Here is a 22,609-nt window from a genome sequence, read left to right as displayed (position 1 = left end):
GCCCAACTTCCTACAATCGGGGGATGAGCCTGCCCCAATACACCCGCGCCAAAGAACTGCCCGCCACCCTTGCCCGCCGCATTGCCATTCTCGATGGCGCGATGGGCACCATGATCCAGCGCTTCAAGCTGGGCGAGGCGCAGTACCGCGGCGCAGGCTATACCGGCGCCGATGCCGTCGGCGACCGCTTCCAGGACCTGCCGCGCGACGTCAAGGGCAACAACGAGCTGCTGAGCCTCACGCGCCCCGATGTGATCCGCGACATCCACGAGCGCTACCTGGCCGCGGGCGCCGACCTGATCGAGACCAATACCTTCGGTGCGACCACGGTGGCGCAGGAGGACTATCTGATGGCGCCGCTGGCGCGCGAGATGAACCTGCGCTCGGCGCAGCTCGCGCGTGCCGCCTGCGACAAGTACAGCACGCCCGACCATCCGCGCTACGTGGCCGGCGCCCTGGGCCCCACGCCCAAGACCGCGAGCATCAGCCCCGACGTCAACGACCCGGGTGCGCGCAACGTCGATTTCGAGACGCTGCGCCAGGCCTACCTGGACCAGACGCTGGCGCTGATCGAAGGCGGCGCCGATGTGATCCTGGTCGAGACCATCTTCGACACGCTCAATGCCAAGGCCGCATTGTTTGCCGTCGATGAAGCTTTCGAGCAGACCGGCGAATGCCTGCCGATCCTGATCAGCGGCACCGTCACCGATGCCTCGGGCCGCATCCTCAGCGGCCAGACCGTGACGGCGTTCTGGCACAGCGTGCGCCACGCGAATCCGCTGGCCATCGGCCTGAACTGCGCACTGGGCGCGGCGCTGATGCGGCCCTATGTGCAGGAGCTGCACAAGGCCGCGCCCGACACCTTCATCAGCTGCTATCCGAACGCCGGCCTGCCCAATCCGATGAGCGACACCGGCTTCGATGAAACGCCTGAAGTCACCAGCCGCCTGGTGCATGAATTCGCGGCCGAGGGACTGGTGAACATCGTCGGCGGCTGCTGCGGCACCACGCCCGAGCATATCGGCGCGATCGCCCAGGCCGTGCGCGCCACGCCCACGCGCTCGCTGTTCTACCCGGCGGCTGCCTGACCCCTGCGGCCGCGATGAACCAGCCGCTGCTGCCCGCTGCCGTACCGTCCGCCACGGGCGCCGTGCCGCCCGTGGCGGCCATCGCGCCCACGGCGGCGGCTGCACCCGTGGCCAGCGGCGTTCCCGCAGTGGTGGTGCCGCCCGCCACAGGCGTTGCACCCGCGCAGCCCGCCGCGCCCGTGGCCCCGGCGCAGCCGGCCGTTCCGGCCGCGCCGGCCACCCCCGCGCTGAGCGTCTCGGCCCAGGCGCAACAGGCGCTGCGGCTGCAGGTGTTCCAGACGCTGATCGCGCAGCTCGTGACCCAGGTCCAGTCCAGCAACCCGGCCACGGCGCCGCAATGGCCCACCAGCGGCGTGCCCACGGCGCTGCGCGAAATGCTGTCGACGCTGATCGCCCAGGCCACCGCCGGCCTGCCCCAGCCGCAGCAGCTGGCCGCGGTGCAGCACTGGCCGCAGACCTGGCTCAATACGGTGCTCGCGGCCAATGCGCCGACGGCGGCAGCCGCCGACACTGCTGCGCCGCCCGCAGTCGCTGGCAACGCCGCGCCGGGCGTCGCCACGCAGGCCGCCGGCGTGTCGACGCCCGCAACACTTGCAGCGCCCGGCGTGACGACGCCCGGCGTGACGACGCCCGGCGTAACGACGCCCGGCGTATCGACGCCCGGCACTGTTGCCTCCACGGTGGCGCCGCGCCTGCCGCCGATGCAGACCTGGCTGGTGCAGCAAGGCGTGGTGCAGGCGCCCGACGGCGAGCGCGGTTTTGCGCTGACGCTGCAGGTGCCGCAGGCCTGGGCGCAGCTGCAGGCCATGCCCGTGCCGCTGGCCACGCCTGCGGGCCAGCCTCCCGCCGCCCATGCCTTGCCGCAACTGCAGCTGCCTTTGGCCACGCCCGCGCAGCAGCTCGAATCCGGCGCGCTGGCGCTGGTGCTGCAGAACGCCGGACCCGGAGGCGAGCGCCTGCGCACCAGTGCGCTGCTGTGGCTGGATTTCCAGCCGCTGCCCGTGGCCGCCCAGGGCGCGCCCTCGGCGGCCGCGCTGGCAAGCCTGTTGCCAGGCTCGCCCCTGGCCCAGCAACTGGGCACGCTGCAGCCCCGCAACGATCCCTGGCTGCAGATGGCCGCGCTGCAGGCCAGCGGCCAGCGGCCGCGCGAAGACCAGCGCATCGACGAGCGCCGCACCGGCCTGTGCGACGAACCGGGCTGTCCCTATCACGGCAAGGCCAGCTGCGCACAGCCTTTCTGCGCGGACATGAACCGGGTCTGGGCCGCGGTGCGCCTCGGCCCGACGGCAGGCTGAAGCCATGCCCCGAGGCACCGGTTCGCGGTGCCAGACAACAGCGGTTTCGTGCGGCACCAGCCAACGCCATGCGCGCAATTGTCCAGTTGTCGATAGTTCCAACCTATGAATCGGCGTGGCATCTAGTTAGCGTCAAGCCTTGGCAAGGCCTGGGTGGTCCAGTGCCTTGCGTTGCCAAGGAGGATCGCCATGCGCCGTTTGCACCACGCTGCCTGCCGGGCCTTGTTGCCCCTTTGTTCCTCCTTGCTGTGCGTGCCGCTGGCATGCGCCGAAGAATCCCCGGGCACGGCGCTGCCGGGGCGCGCAGCCGACGACCTGCATGGCGGGCGGTATGGTGCGGTCAGCATCGAGACCGATGACCCCGCGCTGCAGCCCGCGGCGCGGCGCTGGGTGCGCGACCTGCGCGCGGGCGAGGCCATCGATGAAAACGCGCTGCAGCGCCGGTTGCAACTGCTCAAGGCGCTGCCGGGCGTGAACAGCCAGTCCGTGCTGGCGACACGCGAGGACGGCGCGCGCGATCTGCGCCTGAAGCTGGAGCGCGGGCCGCGCTACAGCGGCCTGGTGGGCGTCGACAACCATGGCAGCCGTTTCACCGGCGATCAGCGCGTGCGTTTCGGCCTGGAGGTGCCCAGCCTGTGGACGTTGGGAGACAGCCTGAGCGTGTCGGGCAACCGCCGCTGGCATGGCACCTGGAATCTCAATCTCGGCTATACGCTGCCGCTGGGCACCGATGGCTGGAGCCTCCATGCGGAAGTGGAACGCAGCTATTACCAGTTGCACCGCGAGCGGCGCTCCCTGGGTGCCAGCGGCACTTCGGATGTGCTGCTGCTGGAGCTGGCCTACCCGTTATGGCTGGGCGATGCGGGCAGCCTGTATGCGAGCGTGGGTCTGGAGCGCACGCATGCGGACGACAGGGCCCGGCCACGCACCAAGCCCGCGCTCAAGGAGCACCGCGAGATGGACATGGCGCCGCTGAAGCTCACGCTCAAGCACGCGCACGGCGGCCACAAGACGTCGGGCCAGTTGATGTGGGGACTGGGCCGGCTCAAGCTCGACCATGCGCTCGGCACGGAGGACCGCAACACGGCGCGGGCCGAGGGCCGCTATCAATTGTTCAGCGCCGACCTGCGCCACGAACGCGCGCTGGCCAAGGATTGGACGCTGTTCGGCCGCCTTGCGGGCCAGAAAGCCAGCCGCAACCTCGACAGCGAAAAATGGTTTGCGGCTTCGGGGCCGCAACGGATTCGCGCCTGGACCAGTGCCGAGGCCCAGGGCGACGAAGGCTGGCTGCTGCAGCTGGAGCTGCAGCACCGCATGGGCCAGGCCCAGCCTTTCGTTTTCGCCGACTTCGGGCAGGTGAAGCTGCGGCACCGGCCCTGGCACCGGTCCGGCAACAACTGGCGTTCGCTCGCGGGCGCGGGACCCGGGCTGCGCTGGAACGCGGACACCTGGAGCGCGCAGGCCGCAGTGGCCTGGCGCACCGGCGGCCACCGGCCCCATTCCCGGCTGGGCTACAGGAACCCGCGGATCTGGCTGGCCGCGACCTACCGGTTCTGACGCGCCGCGGCCGGGGCGCGCCGCTCGCGCTCAGGGGTAGAGGCCGCGCATTTCGCGCGCGTGCAGGATGCGCTGGCAGGCAATGATGAAGGTCGCCGTGCGCAGGCTGACCTTGTGGTCCTGGGCCACCTGCCAGACGCCTGCAAACGCTTCCTGCATGATGCGCACCAGGCGGGCATTGATCTCGTCTTCGCTCCAGAAGAAGCTGGAGAAATCCTGCACCCATTCGAAGTAGCTCACCGTGACGCCGCCGGCGTTGGCAATCACGTCGGGCAGCACCAGCACGCCCTTGTCGTTGAGGATGTCGTCGGCCTCGGGCGTGGTCGGGCCGTTCGCGCCTTCGATCACCAGCTTGGCCTTGATCTGCGCGGCGTTGCCGGCATGGATCTGGCCTTCGAGCGCGGCCGGGATCATGATCTCGCAGTCCACGCCCCAGAACTCGTCCTTGGCCAGCACCTCGGCACCCGCGAAATCGGCGACGCCGCCGGTGTGCTGCACATGGCGCAGCAGCGCCGGCACGTCGATGCCCAGGCTGTTGAAGATGCTGCCGCTGTGGTCCTGCACCGCCACCAGCTTGGCACCGGCCTCGACAAACAGCTTGGCGGCGATGCCGCCGACATTGCCGAAGCCCTGCACGGCCACGCGCGCGCCGTCGACGCGCATGTCGGAGCGGCGCATCGCCTCGACGCCCACGGTGAACACGCCGCGGCCCGTGGCTTCGCGCCGGCCCAGCGAACCGCCCAGATCGACCGGCTTGCCCGTGACCACGCCGGTCGCGGTGGAGCCGGTGTTCATCGAGTAGGTGTCCATCATCCAGGACATGATCTGCTCGTTGGTGTTGACGTCGGGCGCGGGGATGTCCTTGTTCGGGCCGATGATGATGCCGATCTCGCTGGTGTAGCGGCGCGTGAGGCGCTCGAGCTCGGCGTGCGACAGCGTCTTGGGGTCGACGCGGATGCCGCCCTTGGCACCGCCGTAGGGCACGTTCACGGCCGCGTTCTTGATCGACATCCAGGCCGACAGCGCCATGACTTCGGACAGCGTCACGTCCTGGTGGAAACGCACGCCGCCCTTGCCCGGGCCGCGGCTGGTGTTGTGCTGCACGCGGTAGCCCTCGAAGTGGGCAATGGTGCCGTTGTCGAGTTCGATCGGCACATCGACGATCAGCGCGCGCTTGGGGCGCTTGAGCGTTTCGACCCAGCGTGCCAGATGGCCCAGGTAGGGCGTGACCCGATCGATCTGCTGCAGGTAGATGCCCCAGGGGCCGAGCTTTTCGGCTTGCAGATAGGAGGGCAGGGCATGCGCCGACAGCGCGTTGGACGAAAGGGGGGGAGCGGTGTTTTGCATGGAAGATTCCAAAGCGTTTGAAGCGGTGGTCAAAGAAGAAATGACACGCTTTTCAGCTTATTCCTGTGGCTGGTGCTTGTCCAACGCCGCTTGCTTTGCTTGTTATGCGTTTCATGCATAACCATCGCGGTGTCCACTGGCAGAACGCTTGCGGCCGCGCTTTTTTACGCAAGAATGCAAGGCTTGCCGACCCTGATTCCATCACTGTCTTTACCGAGGAAGCGCATGTCCGTCGAAGCCGTCACCCATACCCTGCTGCAGGCGCGCGCGCAGGCCGAACTTGCCGATGCCTTGCCGCTGGCAGACAGCCTGTCGGGCCCCGAACAGGCCTATGCGGTGCAGGAGGCCGTGGCGCGGCAACTGGACTGGTTTGCCGAGGGCGTGCCGCGGGCCTGGAAGTCGGGCGGCCCCGCACGCGGGGCGGCCATGAGCCATGCGCCGCTGCCGCCGGCCGGCGTCTGGCCCAGCCCGGCGCGCGCGGGTGGGTGGCCCTTGCACACACGCGGCATCGAAGCCGAGATTGGGCTGCGCCTGGGCCAGGAGGTGTCCGTGGCCAAGGCCTGGCAGCTGGCGCCCGGCGACTGCGCGGGGCTGGTGGATGCAATGGCTGTGAGCATCGAAGTCGTCGAGTCGCGCTGGCTCCAGCAGTTTGCCGCCCCACCGCTGCTGCTCATGGCCGACCAGCTGTGCCATGGCGCGCTGGTGCTGGGCGAATGGCAGCCTTGCGACCTGCGGCACGCCGCGCCCGACTGGACGCAGCAGGTCTGCCGCATGCGCATAGGCAACGGCGAGGCCAGCGTGCATACCGGCACCCATTCACTGGCCGATCCGGCTTGGCTGCTGTCCGACTGGCTGCGCCATGCCACCATGCAGTACGGCACGCTCGCGGCCGGCACGGTGGTCACCACGGGCAGCTGGGTGGGCCTGGCCCGGGCCCAGGCCGGGGACACGGTGCATGTGCAGTTCGATGGCATCGGCGAGGCCTGGCTGCAGTTGTAAGCCAGGCCCTGGCGCGCGCGGGCCGTGCGTCAGTCGCCGGCCAGCTGCCGGCCCATCGCCTGCACGAAGCGCTGCGCCCCGAGCCCCATGGGCCGCTGCTTGGACCAGACCACATCGACCCAGAGGCGAAAGCCGTTGCTGAGGTTGGCAAAGGGCATCTGCACCAGCGTGCCGGCCTCGATGCGCGGCTGGACCAGGGAGCGCGGCTGCCAGCCCCAGCCCAGGCCGGCCTCGATCAGGCCCAGCGCGGCCAGGTGGTTGTCGGTGCGCCAGATGTGGCGCGCATAGACGAAGCGCGCATCGGTCTGGCCCAGGTTGCGGCTCGCGACCACGATCTGGCGCGTGGTCTTGAGATGCTCCTCGCTCAGCGACAGGGCCTGGGCGCGCGCGGTTTCCAGCACCGGGTGGTCGGGGGCCATGACCGCGATCAGGGTTTCGCTGCCGACCTCCTGGAAGCCTTCGCGGCCGTCGAGGCTGATGCGCTCGAAGACCAGCGCCAGCTGCGCGCGGCCCGTGTGCAGCAGCGCCAGCGCGTCTTCCTGCGGTGCGGCGAGCACCTCGACTTCCAGCAATGGATGGGCCTGGGCCAGCGCGGCCAGCGCTGTGGTCCAGCGCGAGGCCAGCAGCTCGGGCGCAATCGCAATGCTCAGCCGCTGTTCAAGCCCCTGTGTCAACGCCAGCGCCTGGCCGTTGAGCTGCTGCAACTGCGCGGCCAGCAGCCGTGCCTGGGGTTCGAGCGCGCGCGCGCTTTCGGTGGGCCGCGGCTCGCGGCCGCTGCGGTCGAACAGCGTGAGCTGCAGTTCGGCCTCGAGATGGGCGATGGCCATGCTCACGGCCGAGGGCACGCGCGACAGCGCGCGCGCCGCGGCCGAGAACGAGCCATGGTCGAGCACGGCCAGGAACACCTGCACGTTGTCGGAAGAAAAAGCCATCGCTGCAATCTATCAGCAAAACTGAAACATCCTGACTTTTGCTGTCAGTGAAAACCCTATAAAGTTGGGCGATGTCTTTGCCAGTCTCTTCTTCCCCAAAAATGCAGCTCCAGGGCCCGTGGCGGCGTGTGGTGTATGTCACCTTGTTCGAACTGTTTGCCATTGCCGCGACCTCGTTCGGCCTGTCCGCGCTGACCGGCGAAAGCGCCGCGCACTCGACCGTGGTGGCGGTCATGACGTCGGCCATTGCGGTGGCCTGGAACGTGGTCTGGAACGGCCTGTTCGAGCGCTGGGAAGCGCGCCAGGCCCGGCGCGGCCGCGGCTTCGCGCGGCGCGCCGCGCATGCGCTGGGCATGGAAGGCGGCCTGGTGGTGATGCTGGTGCCGCTGTTTGCCTGGTGGTTCAAGGTCAGCCTGTGGCAGGCCTTCCTGATGGACCTGGGCCTGCTGCTGTTCTTCCTGGTCTATACGTTCGCGTTCAACTGGGCATTCGACCGCGTGTTCGGCCTGCCGGCGTCGGCCCAGGCCCAGCCGCTGCCTCAGTCGGTGGCCACCGGCGCCTCGTAAGCCAGTTCCAGCCGGTACGCCAATCCCAGGAACAGCGACTGCGCCAGCGCCAGCGTGCTCGTGAGGGAACGGAAACCAAAGGTGGCGCCATCCTGCGCGACCAGCACCACGCTGGCCTGCGCGGCCAGCGGGCTCAGCTGGCTGTCGGTGATGGCCAGCAGGTGGGCGCCGCGCGCCACCGCCGCCTGAGCCAGTTCCAGCGTTTCCTGCGCATAGGGCGCGAACGATACCGCCAGCATCACGTCGCCGGGGCGCAGCGCGCGCATCTCGAGCTGCTGCATCGCGCCCAGGCCGTTGAGCCAGTGCACCGGCTTGCCGGTGTGCTGCAGCGCATAGGCCAGATAGGCGCCGACCGGAAACGCGCGGCGTGATGCCGCCAGCCAGATCGCGGGCGCCTGGACCATCCGGTCGACCGCGGCCTCGAAGCGGTCGTCGGGCAGCTGGCGCTGCAGCGCCTGCAGGCTGTCGATGCTGCGTTCGATGACTTCGCGCGCCAGCTGGCCGACGGCCAGCGTCTGGGCGCCGGGCACGATCAGGCCGCGGATGCGCTCCTCGTAGCCGCGGTTGGGCGCGAGCTGGCGCTCGGCATCGGCGCGAAACAGCGCCTGCAACTCCGAATACCCGCTGAAACCGAAGTGCTTGGCAAAGCGCACGACGGCCGAGGGCTGCACCCCGCAGGCCTGGGCCGTGGCTTGCACACCGTCGAGCACCAGCCGGTCGCGGTGCATCTCCACATGGCGCGCAATGGCCTTGAGCTGGCGGCTCAGGCCGTCGAACTGGGCCTGTACGCTGGCCAGAAAGGCCGGGGTGTCGGCAAATGGCGCGGACGCAACAGCGGCCGGCAATGTCTTCGAAGCCGTTGTTCTATTTTTCATAAATTTAGAAAATATTTTCTATATCGGATTATCATCCGCTGGCGAAGATTATCCGGCGGGGCCTGCGCGCTGCCGATGTGACCACAAGGAACCCATGAGCACGCTGTCTTTCCCCGCCGACCGCCCCTTCGATGTCGCCTGCCTCGGGCGCCTGGCCGTCGACCTCTATGCGCAGCAGATCGGCTGCAGCCTCGAGGACGCCAGCAGTTTTTCCAAGTACCTCGGCGGCTCGTCCGCGAACATCGCCTTCGGCACGGCGCGCCTGGGCCTGCGTTCGGCAATGGTCTCGCGCGTCGGCAATGAGCAAAACGGCCGCTTCCTGTGCAACACGCTGCAGCGCGAGGGCTGCGACGTGAGCCAGGTGCGCGTCGACCCCGAGCGCCTTACCGGCATGGTGCTGCTGGGCATCAAGGACCAGGATACGTTCCCGCTGCTGTTCGCGCGCGAGAACTGCGCCGACATGGCGCTGTGCGAGGACGATATCGACGAAGCCTTCCTTGCGCGCTGCCGCAGCCTGGTGGTCACCGGCACGCACCTGAGCACGCCCGGCGTGCTGGCCGCCAGCCGCAAGGCGCTGGCCATCGCCGGCCGCCACGGCCTGGTGCGCGTGCTCGACATCGACTACCGCCCGGTGCTCTGGGGCCTGACCGGCAAGGGCGACGGCGAGACGCGCTATATCGGCAACGGCCAGGTCAGCGCCCACCTGCAGCAGCAGTTGAACCAGTTTGAACTGATCATCGGCACCGAGGAGGAGTGGATGATTGCGGGCGGCGCCGAGGGCGACCTGATGGCCAGCCTGCGGCGCGCGCGCGAGTGCACGCCTGCGGTTTTCGTCGTCAAGCGCGGCCCGCTGGGCTGCTCGGTGATCGCGGGCGCGATTCCCGCGTCTATCGACGATGCCATGACGGTGCTGGGCGAGCGCATCGAAGTGCTCAACGTGCTGGGCGCGGGCGATGCGTTTGCGTCGGGCCTGCTGGCCGGGCTGTTGCGCGGCAAGCCGTTTGCCGAAGCCGCGGCCATGGCCAACGCCTGCGGCGCGATCGTCGTGTCGCGCCATGGCTGCGCGCCCGCGATGCCGACGCCGGCCGAGCTCGCGCACTGGTTCTCGGGCCGGCGCCATGTGCGCCCGGACCAGGACCCGGAACTGGCCCATCTGCACCGCGTGACGGCCGCGCGCCCGGCCTGGCCCGAGCTGTACGTGCTGGCCTATGACCACCGTTCGCAGTTCGAGGAACTGGCCGACCAGGCGGGCGCCGAGCGTGCGCGCCTGCCGCAACTCAAGCGCCTGATCAACCGCGTGGTCGAGGACGTGGAGAACGACCCGGGCTGCAAGGGCCGCATGGGCGTGCTGATCGACGGTCGCATCGGCGAAGCCGCGCTTCACGATGCCACGGGACGCGGCTGGTGGGTCGGCCGCCCCGTCGAGCGCCCGGGCTCGCGCCCGCTGCGCTTCGACGGCACGCATTCGCTGGCCTCGCAGCTGCAGCATTGGCCGCGCGAACAGACCGTCAAGTGCCTGGTGTTCTACCACCCGCTGGACGAAGCCGCGCTGCGCGCCGAGCAGGAGGAATGGCTGCAGCAGGTCTGGGAAGCCACGCGCGCCAGCGGCCATGAGCTGCTGCTGGAAGTGATTCCGCCCAAGGCGCAGCTCGCGCCCGACGATAACGGCGAATGCGTGGTGCAGACCATCGAACGCTTCTACGACCTGGGCTTCAAGCCCGAATGGTGGAAGGTGGGCGCCATGCCGCGCGCGCAGTGGCTGGCGCTCGAAGCGCTGGTGCAGGCGCGCGATCCGCATTGCCGCGGCGCGGTGATCTTGGGCCTGTCGCAGCCCGTCGAGCAGCTGATCGCGGCGTTTGCCGAAGCCCCGCCATCGCTGGTCAAGGGTTTCATGATCGGCCGCAGCGTCTGGTCGGCGCCCGCGCTGGCCTGGCTGCGCGGCGAGATCGACGATGCCGGCCTGCATGCGCAGGTCGCGGCGAATTTCCGCGCGCTGATCGCGGGCTGGCGCGCGGCGCGTGCCGAGAGCCCTGCCGAACAGCGCGCCAGCGAAGGAGCAATGGCATGACCCTGCTTGTCAAAGCCCAGCCGGGCCGCATCGTCACCGACATCACGCCGGCCTCGGCGGGCTGGCGCCACATCACGTTCAAGGTGCTGCGCCTGCTGGCCGGCGAGGAAGAGGCGCTGCACACCGGCGCGCTCGAGCTGTGCCTCACGGTGCTGGCCGGCAGCGTCGATGTGCGCGTGGGCGGCGTGCTCTACAGCGCGCTGGGCAACCGCGCCTCGGTGTTCGAGGAACGCGCGCCGGCCGCGCTGTATGTGCCGCCGGGGCGCGAGGTGCGGATCAGCGCCACGGGCGACGCCGAGGTCGCGCTGAGCCTGGCGCCCGCGAGGGGCCTGCACCCGGAGCGCGTGATCGCGCCGCAGCAGATGAAGCGCAGCGTGCGCGGCAAGGGCAGCAACACGCGCTTCGTCTGCGACATCCTGCCCGAGTCCGAAGCGGCGGAAAGCCTGCTGGTCGTCGAAGTGGTCACGCCCGCGGGCAATTCATCGAGCTATCCGCCGCACAAGCATGACAGCGCCGATCCGGCGCAGCCGAACGCCGAGACCGTGCTCGAGGAAACCTACTACCACCAGATCAACCCGCAGCAGGGCTTTGCCTTCCAGCGCGTCTACACCGACGACCGCTCGCTCGATGAAACCATGGCCGTCGAGCACCGCGACACGGTCATGGTGCCGCGCGGCTACCACCCCTGCGTCGCGCCGCATGGCTACGACCTGTACTACCTCAACACCATGGCCGGACCGGAGCGCCGCTGGGCTTTCCGCAACGATCCGGCGCATGAATGGATGCTGGCGGCGGCCTGAGCCTCCGCCTGCGTGAATCGCCCCGGCGAGGGCAGAAAAAACATAAAACCAGGAGACAAGAGATGCAGAAACGGCAATTCATTGCAGCCATTGGCGTGGCCCTGCTGGGCACGGGAATGGCCCAGGCGCAGACCGCCTATCCCGCGCAGCAGGCGGTCAAATGGGTCGTGCCCTATGCCCCCGGCGGCACCACCGACGTGATTGCGCGCAATCTCGCAATCGGCATGTCGAAGGAGCTGGGCCAGACCGTCGTGGTCGAGAACAAGCCCGGCGCCGCGACCATCATCGGCGCAACGCAGATCGCGCGCTCCGCGCCCGACGGCTACACCGTGGGCACGGCCGATTCGGGCACGCTGGCGTTCAATCCGGCGATGTACCGCAGCCTGAGCTACGACGCGCAAAAGGACTTCAGCTTCATCGGCGGCCTGGGCCGCATGCCGCTGGTGCTGGCCGTACACCCGGACTTTCCGGCGAAGAACATGCGCGAGTTCCTGGCGCATGTGCGCAGCCATCCGGGCCAGGTGACTTCGGGCTCGTCGGGCCCGGGCTCGCCGCTGCATGTGGCGCTTGAACTGTTCAAGCAGCGCACCGGCAGCAACCTGCTGCATGTGCCCTACAAGGGCTCGGCGCCCGCATTGCAGGACCTGATGGCCGGCCAGGTGCAGACCATGTTTGTCGACCTGCCGCCGAGCCTGTCGATGATCAAGGGCGGCAAGCTGCGCGTGCTGGCCGTGGCCACGCCCCAGCGCCTGGCGATCCTGCCCGATGTACCGACCATGGCCGAGGCCGGCGTGCCCGGTTTCGAGGCCTATGCCTGGCAGGGCTTCGTCGGGCCGGCCAGGATGCCCGAGGCCGTGGTGCAGCGCCTCAACAGGGACCTGGGCGCGGCGCTGGCCCAGCCCGCGCTGCGCGCCAAGTTCGAGGAGATCGGCATCCAGCCGATGACCATGACACCGCGCGAATTCGGCGACTACGTGCGCAGCGAACAGAAGCTCTGGAGCGAAGTCATCCGCTCGGCAAAGATCCAGCTGGACTGAGGAGACAGACATGAACACCATCCCGAATCGCCGTGTTTTCGGCCAGCGCCTGGCCGCCATGGCGGCTGCTGCCAGCCTGCCGGCCTGGGCCCAGCCCGCGGGCACCTATCCCCAGCGCCCGGTCGAGCTGATCGTGCCGTTTGCCGCGGGCGGCGGCACCGATGTGCTGGCGCGCGCCCTGGCCGAGACCATGCGCCGGCATTTTTCGCAAAGCGTGATCGTCATGAACCGCGCGGGCGCCAGCGGCGCCGTGGGCTGGCAGGAGCTGGCCGCCGCCAAGCCCGACGGCTACAAGCTGGCGATCATCACCGTAGAGATGACCATGATTCCGCACATGGGCGTGACCAAGATCACATCGGACGATGTGCTGCCGATCGCGCGCCTCAATGCCGACCCGGCGACGATCGCGGTGCGCGCCGATTCGCCGTTCAAGACAGTCGAGGAGTTCCTGGCCGCGGCGAAAAAGAGCGCGGGCAGCGTGCGCATCGGCAATGCGGGTCCGGGCTCGCTGGGCCACCTGGCCGCCGCGGCGCTCGAAGACAAGGCCGGCGTGCAGTTCAGCCACTTGCCCTACCGCGGCGCGAATCCCGCGGTGCTCGATCTGCTGGGCGGCCATATCGAGGCCGTGGCGGTGACGCCGGTGGAAGTCGCGACCTATGTGGCCGCGGGCAAGATCCGGCCGCTGGCGATCATGGGCGACAAGCGCATCCAGGCCGGCTGGGAGCAGGTGCCGACGCTCAAGGAGCGCGGCATCGACCTGGTGATCGGCGGCTGGCGCGGCCTGGCGGCGCCCAAGCACACGCCGCCCGAGATCATCCAGCAGCTGCGCACGGTGATGGCGCGCACGCTGCAGGAGCCCGAACTGCGCGCCACCATGGCCAAGCAGAACATGGGCGAGGGCTATCTGGACCAGCCGGCATTCCTGGAGGTCATTGCGCGGGATAACGCGACCTTCAAGCAGCTGGTGAACAAGCTCGGCATCAAGGCCTGATCGCGGCTTGAGTCCTGTGCAGCCTGGGGTCCGAGAGGATGCCGGGCTGTTTTTTTGCGGGGCGGCCGTTCATGGTTCGACGCGGCCGGCGAGGCAGGCTCACCACGAACGGTTGTAACCGTCCGCCCTGAGCCCGTCGAAGGGTGAACGGCCTGTCCTCATGCCCTGCCGCCTTTCAATCCGGCGCAAACCCCTCGGCAAACACCTCCCGCACCCACTCCACGAACACCGCCACCGCGCGCGGCACATGGGCCGAATAGGGACGCATGGCGTAGATGGTGTCGCTGAAGGCGCCCATCGGCCGCCATTGCGGCAGCACCCGCACCAGCTGGCCTGAAGCCAGCGCGGCCTGGGCGCTGAAGTCGGGCACCAGGGCGATGCCCAGGCCCGCAATGGCCGCGTCGCGCAGCGCCTCGCTGTTGTTGGCGACCAAGGGGCCGCGTACCGGCACGGTGGCGCGCGCGCCGCCGCCGCGGCCCAGGCGCTGCAGGGTCCAGGCGGCGGCCTCCTGGCCGCGCGGGTAGTGCAGGCAGCGGTGCTGGCGCAGCTCGTCGGGCGACGCGGGCGCGGGGCCATGGCGGTCCAGATAGGCCTGGCTTGCGACCAGCACCGAATGCGTGGCGCACAGCGCCCAGGCGACATGGTTCTCGGGCGGCGTGGCGATATGGCGGATGGCCAGGTCCAGGCCCTGCTGCGACAGCGGGCGCAGCTGGTCGGACAGGTCGAGTTCGAGCTGGATATCGGGGTACTTGTCGAGAAATCCGGGCAGGCGCGGCACCAGATGCTGGCGTGCCAGCGCCACCGGCGCCGTGACGCGCAGGCGGCCGCGCGGCGCATCGGCCAGATCGCGCACCTGGGCAAAGCTGCCCGCGATGCGCGCAAACGCGTCGCGCGTGTCCTGCACCAGATGCTGGCCGGCCTCGGTCAGCAGCATCGAGCGCGTGGTGCGCCGCACCAGCGGCACGCCGGCCGCGCGCTCCAGGCCCGCGATGTGCTGGCTCACCGCGGCCTTGCTCACGCCCAGGCGCGCGGCGGCGGCCGTGAAGCTGCCCTGCTGCTCCAGCACCACCAGCCACCAGAGATGCGACCAGAGCTGTTCGGTTTTCAGTGAATCATTGGAATTCATGGCGCCATTGTTCATCAAATTAAACAACCAATTCATCTGGCAGGGCTGGGCAGGGCGCGAATGGCTGCCTACACTTCGGTCATCGTCTTGCGACCCACCACAGGATTCATTCCATGAACGCCGCCATCTCCACCGCCTCGATCACCCACTTCATCCACGGCCAGCGCGTGGCCGGCACCAGCGTGCGCACGCAGCCCGTGACCAACCCGGCCACGGGCGCCGTGACCGGCGCCGTGGCGCTGGCCAACCGCGCCGATGTCGATGCCGCCGTGGCCTCGGCGGCCGCCGCCTTCCCGGCCTGGGCCGACACGCCGCCGATCCGCCGCGCGCGCGTGATGTTCAAGTTCCTCGAGCTGGTCAACCAGCACAAGGACGAACTCGCGCATGCGATCACCGCCGAACATGGCAAGGTGTTCACCGATGCGCAGGGCGAGGTTGCGCGCGGCATCGACATCATTGAATTCGCCTGCGGCATTCCGCAGCTGCTCAAGGGCGACTTCACCGAGCAGGTCTCGACCGGCATGGACAACTGGACGCTGCGCCAGCCGCTGGGCGTGGTCGCGGGCATCACGCCGTTCAACTTCCCGGTGATGGTGCCGATGTGGATGTTCCCGGTGGCGATTGCCGCGGGCAATAGCTTTGTGCTCAAGCCCAGCCCGACCGATCCCACGGCCTCGCTGCTGATGGCCGAGCTGCTGAAGAAGGCCGGCCTGCCCGACGGCGTGTTCAACGTGGTGCAGGGCGACAAGGAAGCCGTCGATGCGCTGATCGAGCACCCCGAAGTCAAGGCCGTGAGCTTTGTCGGCTCGACGCCTATTGCCAACTACATCTATGAGACCGGTGCGCGCCTGGGCAAGCGCGTGCAGGCGCTGGGCGGCGCGAAGAACCACATGGTGGTGATGCCCGATGCCGATATCGACCAGGTCGTCGATGCGCTGATCGGCGCGGCCTACGGCTCGGCCGGCGAGCGCTGCATGGCGATCAGCGTGGCGGTGCTGGTCGGCGACGTGGCGGACCAGGTCGTGCAGAAGCTGGCCGAGCGCACGCGCACGCTCAAGGTGCTCGATGGCGAGAACCTGGCCGCCGAGATGGGCCCGATCGTGACCCAGGCCGCGCGCGAACGCATTGCCGGCTACATCGCGCTGGGCGAGCAGGAGGGCGCGCAGCTGCTGGTCGACGGCCGCGGCTTCGACGGCGCCACGGCGGGTGCGGGCTGCGACCACGGCTTCTGGCTCGGCGGCACGCTGTTCGACCATGTCACGCCGGAAATGCGCATCTACAAGGAAGAGATCTTCGGCCCGGTGCTGGCCTGCGTGCGCGTGCCCGACTTCGCCCAGGCGGTGGATCTGGTCAACGCGCATGAGTTCGGCAACGGCGTGTCCTGCTTCACGCGCGACGGCAACGTGGCGCGCGAGTTCGGCCGCCGCATCCAGGTCGGCATGGTCGGCATCAATGTGCCGATCCCCGTGCCCATGGCCTGGCAGGGCTTTGGCGGCTGGAAGAAGAGCCTGTTCGGCGACATGCATGCCTATGGCGAAGAAGGCGTGCGCTTCTACACCAAGCAAAAGAGCATCATGCAGCGCTGGCCCGAAAGCATCGGCAAGGGCGCGGAGTTTGTGATGCCGACGGCGAAGTGAGGACGGGTTTTCGGCTTTCCACCAGCGTCCTCCGACAAGCTCAGGACGAGCGGTTTTGCCGTTCGTGGTGAGCCCGCCTCGCCGGCCGCGTCGAACCATGAACGTCCCCCCTTCCAGAACCCCAGCGGCGGCAACCCCGCCGCGACCCCGTTAAAATCCCGGGTTAACCCCCAAGGAGCGTTGCAGCGGTCGGTCCGATCCATCATCGGACCCACTGTCAGGCTTGGGGTTCCGCTCTCCGCAACGACGCTCACCTGTTGGCCCTTGTTTTGTGCAGGTGAGTTGTATGCCGTCTGAAGTTTCCATTCCTCCGATGCGTCTGTCGGGCCTCGAGCCGGTGTTTGTCGGCGAGGACACGCTGTTCGTCAACATTGGCGAGCGCACCAATGTCACGGGTTCCAAGGCCTTTGCGCGGCTGATCCTCAACGGCCAGTTCGAGGATGCGCTGGCCGTCGCGCGCCAGCAGGTCGAGAACGGCGCGCAGGTCATCGACGTCAACATGGACGAAGCCATGCTCGACAGCGAAGCCGCGATGGTGCGCTTCCTGAACCTGATCGCCTCCGAACCCGACATCGCGCGCGTGCCCATCATGGTCGACTCGTCGAAATGGGCGGTGATCGAGGCCGGGCTGCGCTGCATCCAGGGCAAGGGCATCGTCAACTCGATCTCGATGAAGGAGGGCGTCGAGCCCTTCAAGCAGCAGGCCAAGCTGGTCAAGCGCTATGGCGCGTCGGCCGTGGTCATGGCCTTCGACGAGCAGGGCCAGGCCGATACCTTCGCGCGCAAGATCGAGATCTGCGAGCGCGCCTACCGCATCCTGGTCGATGAGGTCGGCTTCGCGCCCGAGGACATCATCTTCGACCCGAACATCTTTGCCGTCGCCACCGGCATCGAGGAACACAACAACTACGCCGTCGATTTCATCGAGGCCGTGCGCTGGATCAAGCAGAACCTGCCCGGCGCCAAGGTCTCGGGCGGCGTGTCCAACGTGTCGTTCTCGTTCCGCGGCAACGACCCGGTGCGCGAGGCCATCCACACCGTGTTCCTGTACCACGCCATCCAGGCGGGGATGGACATGGGCATCGTCAACGCCGGCATGGTCGGCGTCTACGACGACCTCGAGCCGGTGCTGCGCGAACGCGTCGAGGACGTGGTGCTCAACCGCCGGCCCGATGCCGGCGAGCGCCTGGTGGAGATCGCCGAAACCGCCAAGAGCGGCGCCAAGGACGAAAGCAAGAAGCTCGAATGGCGCGGCACGCCCGACCACCCGGTCACGGTGTCGCAGCGCCTGGCGCATGCGCTGGTGCATGGCATCACCGACTTCATCACCGAGGACACCGAGGAGGCCTACCAGGAGGTGCTGGCCAAGGGCGGCCGGCCGCTGCATGTGATCGAAGGCCCGCTGATGGCCGGCATGAACGTCGTCGGCGACCTGTTTGGCGCGGGCAAGATGTTCCTGCCCCAGGTGGTCAAGTCGGCACGCGTGATGAAGCAGGCCGTGGCGCATCTCGTGCCCTATATCGAGGAAGAAAAGCGCCAGCAGCAGGCCGCGGGCCAGGACGTGCGCTCCAAGGGCAAGATCGTGATCGCCACCGTCAAGGGCGACGTGCACGATATCGGCAAGAACATCGTCACCGTGGTCCTGCAGTGCAACAACTTCGAGGTCGTGAACATGGGCGTGATGGTGCCCTGCCACGAGATCCTGGCCAAGGCCAAGCAAGAGGGCGCGGACATCATCGGCCTGTCGGGCCTGATCACGCCCAGCCTCGAAGAGATGCAGTACGTGGCCGGCGAGATGCAGAAGGACGAGTACTTCCGCAGCCGCCAGACGCCGCTGCTGATCGGCGGCGCGACCTGCTCGCGCGTGCACACCGCGGTGAAGATCGCGCCGAAGTACGAAGGCCCGGTGATCTACGTGCCCGATGCCTCGCGCAGCGTGGGCGTGGCGCAGAGCCTTTTGGGCGATGGCCTCGAAGAGTATCTGCAGACGCTCGAAGCCGACTACGACAAGGTGCGCCAGCAGCATGCCAACCGCAAGCAGACGCCGATGTGGCCGCTGGCCAAGGCGCGCGCCAACGCCACGCGCGTGGACTTCACGCGCGTGCCGCCCGCGCCGCGCGCGCTGGGCCGGCGCGTGTTCCGGAACTTCGACCTGAACGAGATCGCGCGCTTCATCGACTGGGGCCCGTTCTTCCAGACCTGGGACCTGGCCGGCCCCTACCCGGCGATTCTCGATGACGAGATCGTCGGCGCCGAGGCGCGCAAGGTCATGGCCGACGGCCAGGCCATGCTGCAGAAGATCATCAGCGGCCGCTGGCTGTCGGCCAACGGCGTGATCGGCCTGTTCCCCGCCAACAGCGTGGGCGACGACATCGAGTTCTACACCGACGAGAGCCGCAGCGAAGTGCTGCTGACCTGGTACGGCATGCGCCAGCAGACCGAGAAGCAGGCCGTCGAGGGCGTGATGCGCCCAAGCCGCTGCCTGTCCGACTTCGTCGCGCCCAAGGACAGCGGCATCAAGGACTATGCGGGCCTGTTCGCGGTCACCGCGGGCCTGGGCATGGAAAAGAAGGAGCAGGAGTTCATCGACCAGCTCGACGACTACTCGGGCATCCTGTTCAAGTCACTGGCCGACCGCCTGGCCGAAGCCTTTGCCGAATGCCTGCACCAGCGCGTGCGCACCGATCTCTGGGGCTACGCGCCCGGCGAGTCGCTGAGCAACGAGGAGCTGATCAAGGAAAAGTACCAGGGCATCCGCCCCGCGCCCGGTTATCCGGCCTGCCCGGACCATACCGCCAAGATCGCGCTGTTCGAGACGCTGCAATGCCCCGAAGTCGGCCTGACGCTGACCGAAAGCCTGGCCATGATGCCGGCCTCGAGCGTCAGCGGCTTCTATCTGGGCCACCCCGATGCGAGCTACTTCAACGTGGGGCAGATCGGGGACGACCAACTGATCGACATGGCGCAGCGGCGCGGGATGCAAGAGGAAGAGTTGCGCAGCCTGCTGGCGCCGAATCTGGCTTGAGGGCGGGAGGCATCCCTGAATTTTCAACGGATCGGATGCCTTTTTTGGGAGCGGGACGTTCATGGTGCGACGGGGCCGTCCAGGCAAGCTCACCACGAACGGTTTTCCGTTCGTCCTGAGCTTGTCGAAGGATGAGCGGCCTGCTTTACAGCGCCGCCGACCAGGGCACTTCCGCCTTGGGCCGTCCGGTCGCAAAGAACGTCTCCAGGTTCTCCAGCACCAGATCGCCCATCGCGCGGCGCGTCTCGTGCGTGCCGCTGGCCATGTGCGGGGCCAGCACCACGTTGTCGAGTGCGAGCAGCGCGGGCAGCGGGCGCGGTTCGTCCTCGAACACATCGAGGCCGGCGCCGGCAATGCGGTTTTGCTGCAGCGCCTGTACCAGCGCGGCTTCATCGACCACGCTGCCGCGCGCCACGTTCACCAGGAAGCCCTGCGGGCCCAGCGCGTCGAGCACTTCGGCGTTGACCAGATGGCGCGTGCCCGCGCCGCCCGCGGCCACCACCACCAGGTAGTCGGCCCACTCGGCCAGCGCGCGCAGCGAGTCCATGTACTGGTGCGGCGAGCCTTCGACCGGACGGCGGTTGTGGTAGCCGACTTCCATATCGAAGCCCGACGCGCGGCGCGCGATGGTCGAGCCGATGCGGCCCATGCCGAAGATGCCCAGGCGCTTGCCCGAGACCCTCGTCTGCAGGCCGAAGCGGCCTTTTTCCCAGTCGCCGCGGCGCACGAAGCGGTCGGCGGCGCTGACGCCGCGCGAGACGTCGAGCAGCAGCGCGAACGCCAGGTCGGCCACGCAATCGTTGAGCACGTCGGGCGTATAGCCCACGCGCACTTTCTGCGCCACCAGTGCGGCTTCATCGAGCGCGTCGTAGCCCACGCCGAAGCTGCTCACCACCTGCAGCTTGGGCAGCGCGCGCACCAACGCGGCATCGGCGCCAATGCCGGCCGAGGTGACCAGGCCGCAGAACTCGGCGCCCTGCGCGGCCAGGAAGGCAGCGCGGTCGGGCTCCTGGTCGAGGCGGTGGATATCGAAGCGGGCAGCGAGTTCCTGGTTGAGCGCGGCCAGGGGCATGGCGCCGTTTTGCAGCAGGCGGGGAGGACGTGACATAGGGCAATTCTTTCGGTGCGCAAATGAAAAAAGCCGGTGGCGCCACCGGCCCATCCATTCTCGCTGCGTTTGCCCCCCGGACAGCGGCTGCCGGCCGTGTCAGCTTTCTTCGCACAATGCATTCCGATGGCGGGCGAAGGTGCGTTTTTGATAGCGCAAGCGCCCATCCTGGTTCAAGATAGGCGCATGCCACCGAAGCTTGAATCCCTGCTGCGCCGCGCGCGTGTCCTCACGCGCCCCATCCAACCGTTGATCGATGCGTTCCAGCTCTGGCTGAATGCCGATGGGCTGCGCATGAGCGCGGCCATGTCGTTCTATGGGCTGTTGAGCCTGGCGCCACTGCTGCTGCTGCTGGTCGGCCTGCTGGGCTGGTGGCTCGACCGTTCCTATATCGAGACCACGCTGCTGGCCCAGGTGCAGGGCATCATGGGCGAGCGCGGCGCCGAGGTCGTGAAGGCCGCGCTGGCCAGCGCGCAAAAGCCCAGCGAGGGCACGATCGCGTCGATCATCGCCTTCGTGCTGCTGCTGTCGGGTGCCACCGGGGTGTTCGTCGAGCTGCAGTCGGCGCTGGAGAAGCTCTGGCAGATGGGCTCGACGGAGCCCGCCGAGCAAAGGGCGGCCTGGTGGCGCATGGCGACGCTGCGGCTGCGTGGCCTGGCCTATGTGCTGGCGCTGGGCTTTCTGCTGCTGGTCTCGATGGTGCTGTCCACCGCGGTCCACATGTTCACGACCTGGGCCGACAGCCGCATCGGCATCGCGTCCTTTGCGCCGGTGATCGGCCTGATCAACGAAAGCGTGGCTTTCGGCATCGCGGTGCTGCTGTTTGTCGGGCTGATGCGCATCGGCAGCGGCCCCAAGCCGCCGCTGCGCTTCCTGATCTTCGGCGCCGTCATGGGCGCCATCCTGTTCACGCTGGGCAAGCAGGGCCTGGCCTTCTACCTGTCGACCGCGGCGGTGGTGTCGGCGTATGGCGCGGCCGGCTCGATCGTCGTGCTGCTGATGTGGATCTATTTCTCCTCGGCCATCTTGCTGTTTGCGGCGGCCAGCGCCAAGGCGGTCTGCGATGCGCGCAGCAAAAGAAAATCCGCGTCCAGGGACGCGGATCGCAAGGGAGTGGCCGGCTCAGGTGCGGCCGGCTCAGGTGCGGCCGGCTCAGGCGCGGCCGGCTCAGGCGCGGCCGGCAAAACCGCCATCGAATCCAGCCCGGCCCAGGATGGTCCGGACGGCGCCAACCCGCTGGCCAAGCTGCCCAGCTACGCGGGAGAGAACATCTGACGCCACGGGGGCCAAAGCCCCCGTCATTGCTTACTTCTCGACAAACGCGCGTTCGACCACGAAGTCGCCCGGCGTCGTGGTGTTGCCTTCCTTGAAGCCGCGTTCCTCGAGCATTTGCTTGAGGTCGGCGAGCATGGCCGGGCTGCCGCACAGCATCACGCGGTCGGTTTCGGGGTTGAGCTCGGGCAGGCCGATGTCGGCAGCGAACTTGCCGCTCTGGATCAGGTCGGTGATGCGGCCCTGGTTGCGGAACGGCTCGCGCGTCACGGTGGGGTAGTAGATCAGCTTGTCGCGCACGATCTCGCCGAGGAACTCGTGCTCGCCCAGATCCTTCTCGAACAGCTGCTGGTAGGCCAGTTCCTCGACCTGGCGCACGCCGTGCACCACGACGGCCTTCTCGAACTTCTCATAGGTCTCGGGGTCGCGCGCGACCGACAGCCAGGGCGCGAGGCCGGTGCCGGTGCCGATCATGTAGAGGTTCTTGCCAGGCAGCAGATAGTCGATCAGCAGCGTGCCCGTGGGCTTCTTGCCCACAATGATGGTGTCGCCGACCTGGATGTGCTGCAGCTTCGACGTCAGCGGGCCGTTGTCCACCTTGATCGACAGGAACTCGAGGTGCTCCTCGTAGTTCGGGCTGGCGATCGAGTAGGCGCGCAGCAGGTTCTTGCCGTCCACCTTCAGGCCGATCATCGTGAAATGGCCGTTGGAGAACCGCAGCGAGGTGTCGCGCGTGGTGGTGAAGGAAAAAAGGCGGTCGGTCCAGTGGTGGACGGACAGCACGCGTTCTTCGTTGAAAGCACTCATGGCGTGAAATGGATGAAGTGATGCGGGAACCCGGGAGGCAGCAGGGCAAAGCTGGCTGGCAAAACGCGCCGGTGGCGTC

The 22,609-nt window shown here is 68.2% G+C and carries 18 protein-coding genes and 1 riboswitch; of the genes, 12 read left to right on the top strand and 6 right to left on the bottom strand.

Annotated features, from left to right (window positions below):
• Positions 1-23 precede the first annotated feature (23 nt).
• From HUK68_RS18745 to HUK68_RS18735, 3 genes are all read left to right on the top strand, one after another.
• Positions 24-1,088: a homocysteine S-methyltransferase family protein gene (locus HUK68_RS18745; protein ID WP_175505565.1), complete on the top strand. Its 1,065-nt coding sequence runs from the start codon at positions 24-26 to the stop codon at positions 1,086-1,088.
• A gap of 14 nt (positions 1,089-1,102) precedes the next feature.
• Positions 1,103-2,383: a Fe-S oxidoreductase gene (locus tag HUK68_RS18740; protein WP_175505564.1), complete on the top strand. Its 1,281-nt coding sequence runs from the start codon at positions 1,103-1,105 to the stop codon at positions 2,381-2,383.
• A gap of 189 nt (positions 2,384-2,572) precedes the next feature.
• Positions 2,573-3,940 (top strand): ShlB/FhaC/HecB family hemolysin secretion/activation protein, encoded by a 1,368-nt coding sequence (locus tag HUK68_RS18735; RefSeq protein WP_175505563.1) that lies wholly within the window; start codon positions 2,573-2,575, stop codon positions 3,938-3,940.
• A gap of 30 nt (positions 3,941-3,970) precedes the next feature.
• Here HUK68_RS18735 and HUK68_RS18730 read toward each other — a convergent pair whose 3' ends face one another.
• A complete protein-coding gene (locus HUK68_RS18730; RefSeq protein WP_175505562.1) occupies positions 3,971-5,287 on the bottom strand; it encodes a Glu/Leu/Phe/Val family dehydrogenase in 1,317 nt (438 codons plus the stop codon).
• A gap of 225 nt (positions 5,288-5,512) precedes the next feature.
• Between HUK68_RS18730 and HUK68_RS18725 the strand changes: the two genes are divergently transcribed.
• Positions 5,513-6,286 carry a fumarylacetoacetate hydrolase family protein gene (locus HUK68_RS18725; RefSeq protein ID WP_175505561.1) on the top strand — a complete coding sequence of 258 codons (774 nt, stop codon included), beginning with the start codon at positions 5,513-5,515 and terminating at the stop codon, positions 6,284-6,286.
• 29 nt (positions 6,287-6,315) lie between these two features.
• On the opposite strand, the gene HUK68_RS18720 is transcribed toward HUK68_RS18725, so the two are convergent.
• Positions 6,316-7,218 (bottom strand): LysR family transcriptional regulator, encoded by a 903-nt coding sequence (locus tag HUK68_RS18720; protein ID WP_175505560.1) that lies wholly within the window; start codon positions 7,216-7,218, stop codon positions 6,316-6,318.
• Positions 7,219-7,289: 71 nt separating this feature from the next.
• On the opposite strand from HUK68_RS18720, the gene HUK68_RS18715 reads away from it, so the two are divergent.
• A complete protein-coding gene (locus tag HUK68_RS18715; protein WP_244146207.1) occupies positions 7,290-7,784 on the top strand; it encodes a PACE efflux transporter in 495 nt (164 codons plus the stop codon).
• Here HUK68_RS18715 and HUK68_RS18710 read toward each other — a convergent pair.
• Positions 7,757-8,659: a MurR/RpiR family transcriptional regulator gene (locus HUK68_RS18710; protein ID WP_175505559.1), complete on the bottom strand. Its 903-nt coding sequence runs from the start codon at positions 8,657-8,659 to the stop codon at positions 7,757-7,759. The genes HUK68_RS18715 and HUK68_RS18710 overlap by 28 nt on opposite strands.
• Before the next feature lie 94 nt (positions 8,660-8,753).
• On the opposite strand from HUK68_RS18710, the gene HUK68_RS18705 reads away from it, so the two are divergent.
• The 4 genes from HUK68_RS18705 (at position 8,754) to HUK68_RS18690 (ending at position 13,555) form a co-directional block, all read left to right on the top strand.
• Entirely contained in the window at positions 8,754-10,727 is a 1,974-nt protein-coding gene (locus HUK68_RS18705; RefSeq protein ID WP_175505558.1) for a bifunctional 5-dehydro-2-deoxygluconokinase/5-dehydro-2-deoxyphosphogluconate aldolase, read from the top strand.
• Complete coding sequence (gene iolB, locus HUK68_RS18700) at positions 10,724-11,527, top strand: 5-deoxy-glucuronate isomerase (RefSeq protein WP_175505557.1); 804 nt, start codon at positions 10,724-10,726, stop codon at positions 11,525-11,527. The genes HUK68_RS18705 and iolB overlap by 4 nt, the downstream gene beginning before the upstream one ends.
• Positions 11,528-11,589: 62 nt before the next feature.
• Entirely contained in the window at positions 11,590-12,564 is a 975-nt protein-coding gene (locus HUK68_RS18695) for a Bug family tripartite tricarboxylate transporter substrate binding protein (protein ID WP_175505556.1), read from the top strand.
• 10 nt (positions 12,565-12,574) lie between these two features.
• Positions 12,575-13,555, top strand: coding sequence for a tripartite tricarboxylate transporter substrate binding protein (locus HUK68_RS18690; protein WP_175505555.1), 981 nt, complete (start codon positions 12,575-12,577; stop codon positions 13,553-13,555).
• Positions 13,556-13,730: 175 nt separating this feature from the next.
• On the opposite strand, the gene HUK68_RS18685 is transcribed toward HUK68_RS18690, so the two are convergent.
• A complete protein-coding gene (locus HUK68_RS18685; protein ID WP_175505554.1) occupies positions 13,731-14,681 on the bottom strand; it encodes a LysR family transcriptional regulator in 951 nt (316 codons plus the stop codon).
• Positions 14,682-14,794: 113 nt separating this feature from the next.
• Between HUK68_RS18685 and HUK68_RS18680 the strand changes: the two genes are divergently transcribed.
• A complete protein-coding gene (locus HUK68_RS18680; RefSeq protein WP_175505553.1) occupies positions 14,795-16,318 on the top strand; it encodes a CoA-acylating methylmalonate-semialdehyde dehydrogenase in 1,524 nt (507 codons plus the stop codon).
• A 166-nt stretch (positions 16,319-16,484) separates the two neighbouring features.
• Positions 16,485-16,577, top strand: a riboswitch (S-adenosyl-L-homocysteine riboswitch).
• 27 nt (positions 16,578-16,604) lie between these two features.
• Positions 16,605-19,343 carry a methionine synthase gene (metH, locus tag HUK68_RS18675; RefSeq protein WP_208458674.1) on the top strand — a complete coding sequence of 913 codons (2,739 nt, stop codon included), beginning with the start codon at positions 16,605-16,607 and terminating at the stop codon, positions 19,341-19,343.
• 145 nt (positions 19,344-19,488) lie between these two features.
• Here metH and HUK68_RS18670 read toward each other — a convergent pair whose 3' ends face one another.
• Positions 19,489-20,451 carry a 2-hydroxyacid dehydrogenase gene (locus HUK68_RS18670; protein ID WP_175505552.1) on the bottom strand — a complete coding sequence of 321 codons (963 nt, stop codon included), beginning with the start codon at positions 20,449-20,451 and terminating at the stop codon, positions 19,489-19,491.
• 186 nt (positions 20,452-20,637) lie between these two features.
• On the opposite strand from HUK68_RS18670, the gene HUK68_RS18665 reads away from it, so the two are divergent.
• A complete protein-coding gene (locus tag HUK68_RS18665) occupies positions 20,638-21,726 on the top strand; it encodes a YihY/virulence factor BrkB family protein (RefSeq protein WP_175505551.1) in 1,089 nt (362 codons plus the stop codon).
• A 30-nt stretch (positions 21,727-21,756) separates the two neighbouring features.
• On the opposite strand, the gene HUK68_RS18660 is transcribed toward HUK68_RS18665, so the two are convergent.
• On the bottom strand, positions 21,757-22,530 hold the full coding sequence (locus HUK68_RS18660; RefSeq protein ID WP_175505550.1) for a ferredoxin--NADP reductase: 774 nt from the start codon (positions 22,528-22,530) through the stop codon (positions 21,757-21,759).
• Between the last annotated feature and the right edge of the window lie 79 nt (positions 22,531-22,609).

The organism is Comamonas antarctica (assembly GCF_013363755.1).
In the GTDB taxonomy this organism is placed as follows: domain Bacteria; phylum Pseudomonadota; class Gammaproteobacteria; order Burkholderiales; family Burkholderiaceae_C; genus Comamonas; species Comamonas antarctica.
The sequence above is the reverse complement of the archived record's forward strand: the minus strand, read 5'-3'. Positions and strand labels throughout refer to the sequence as shown.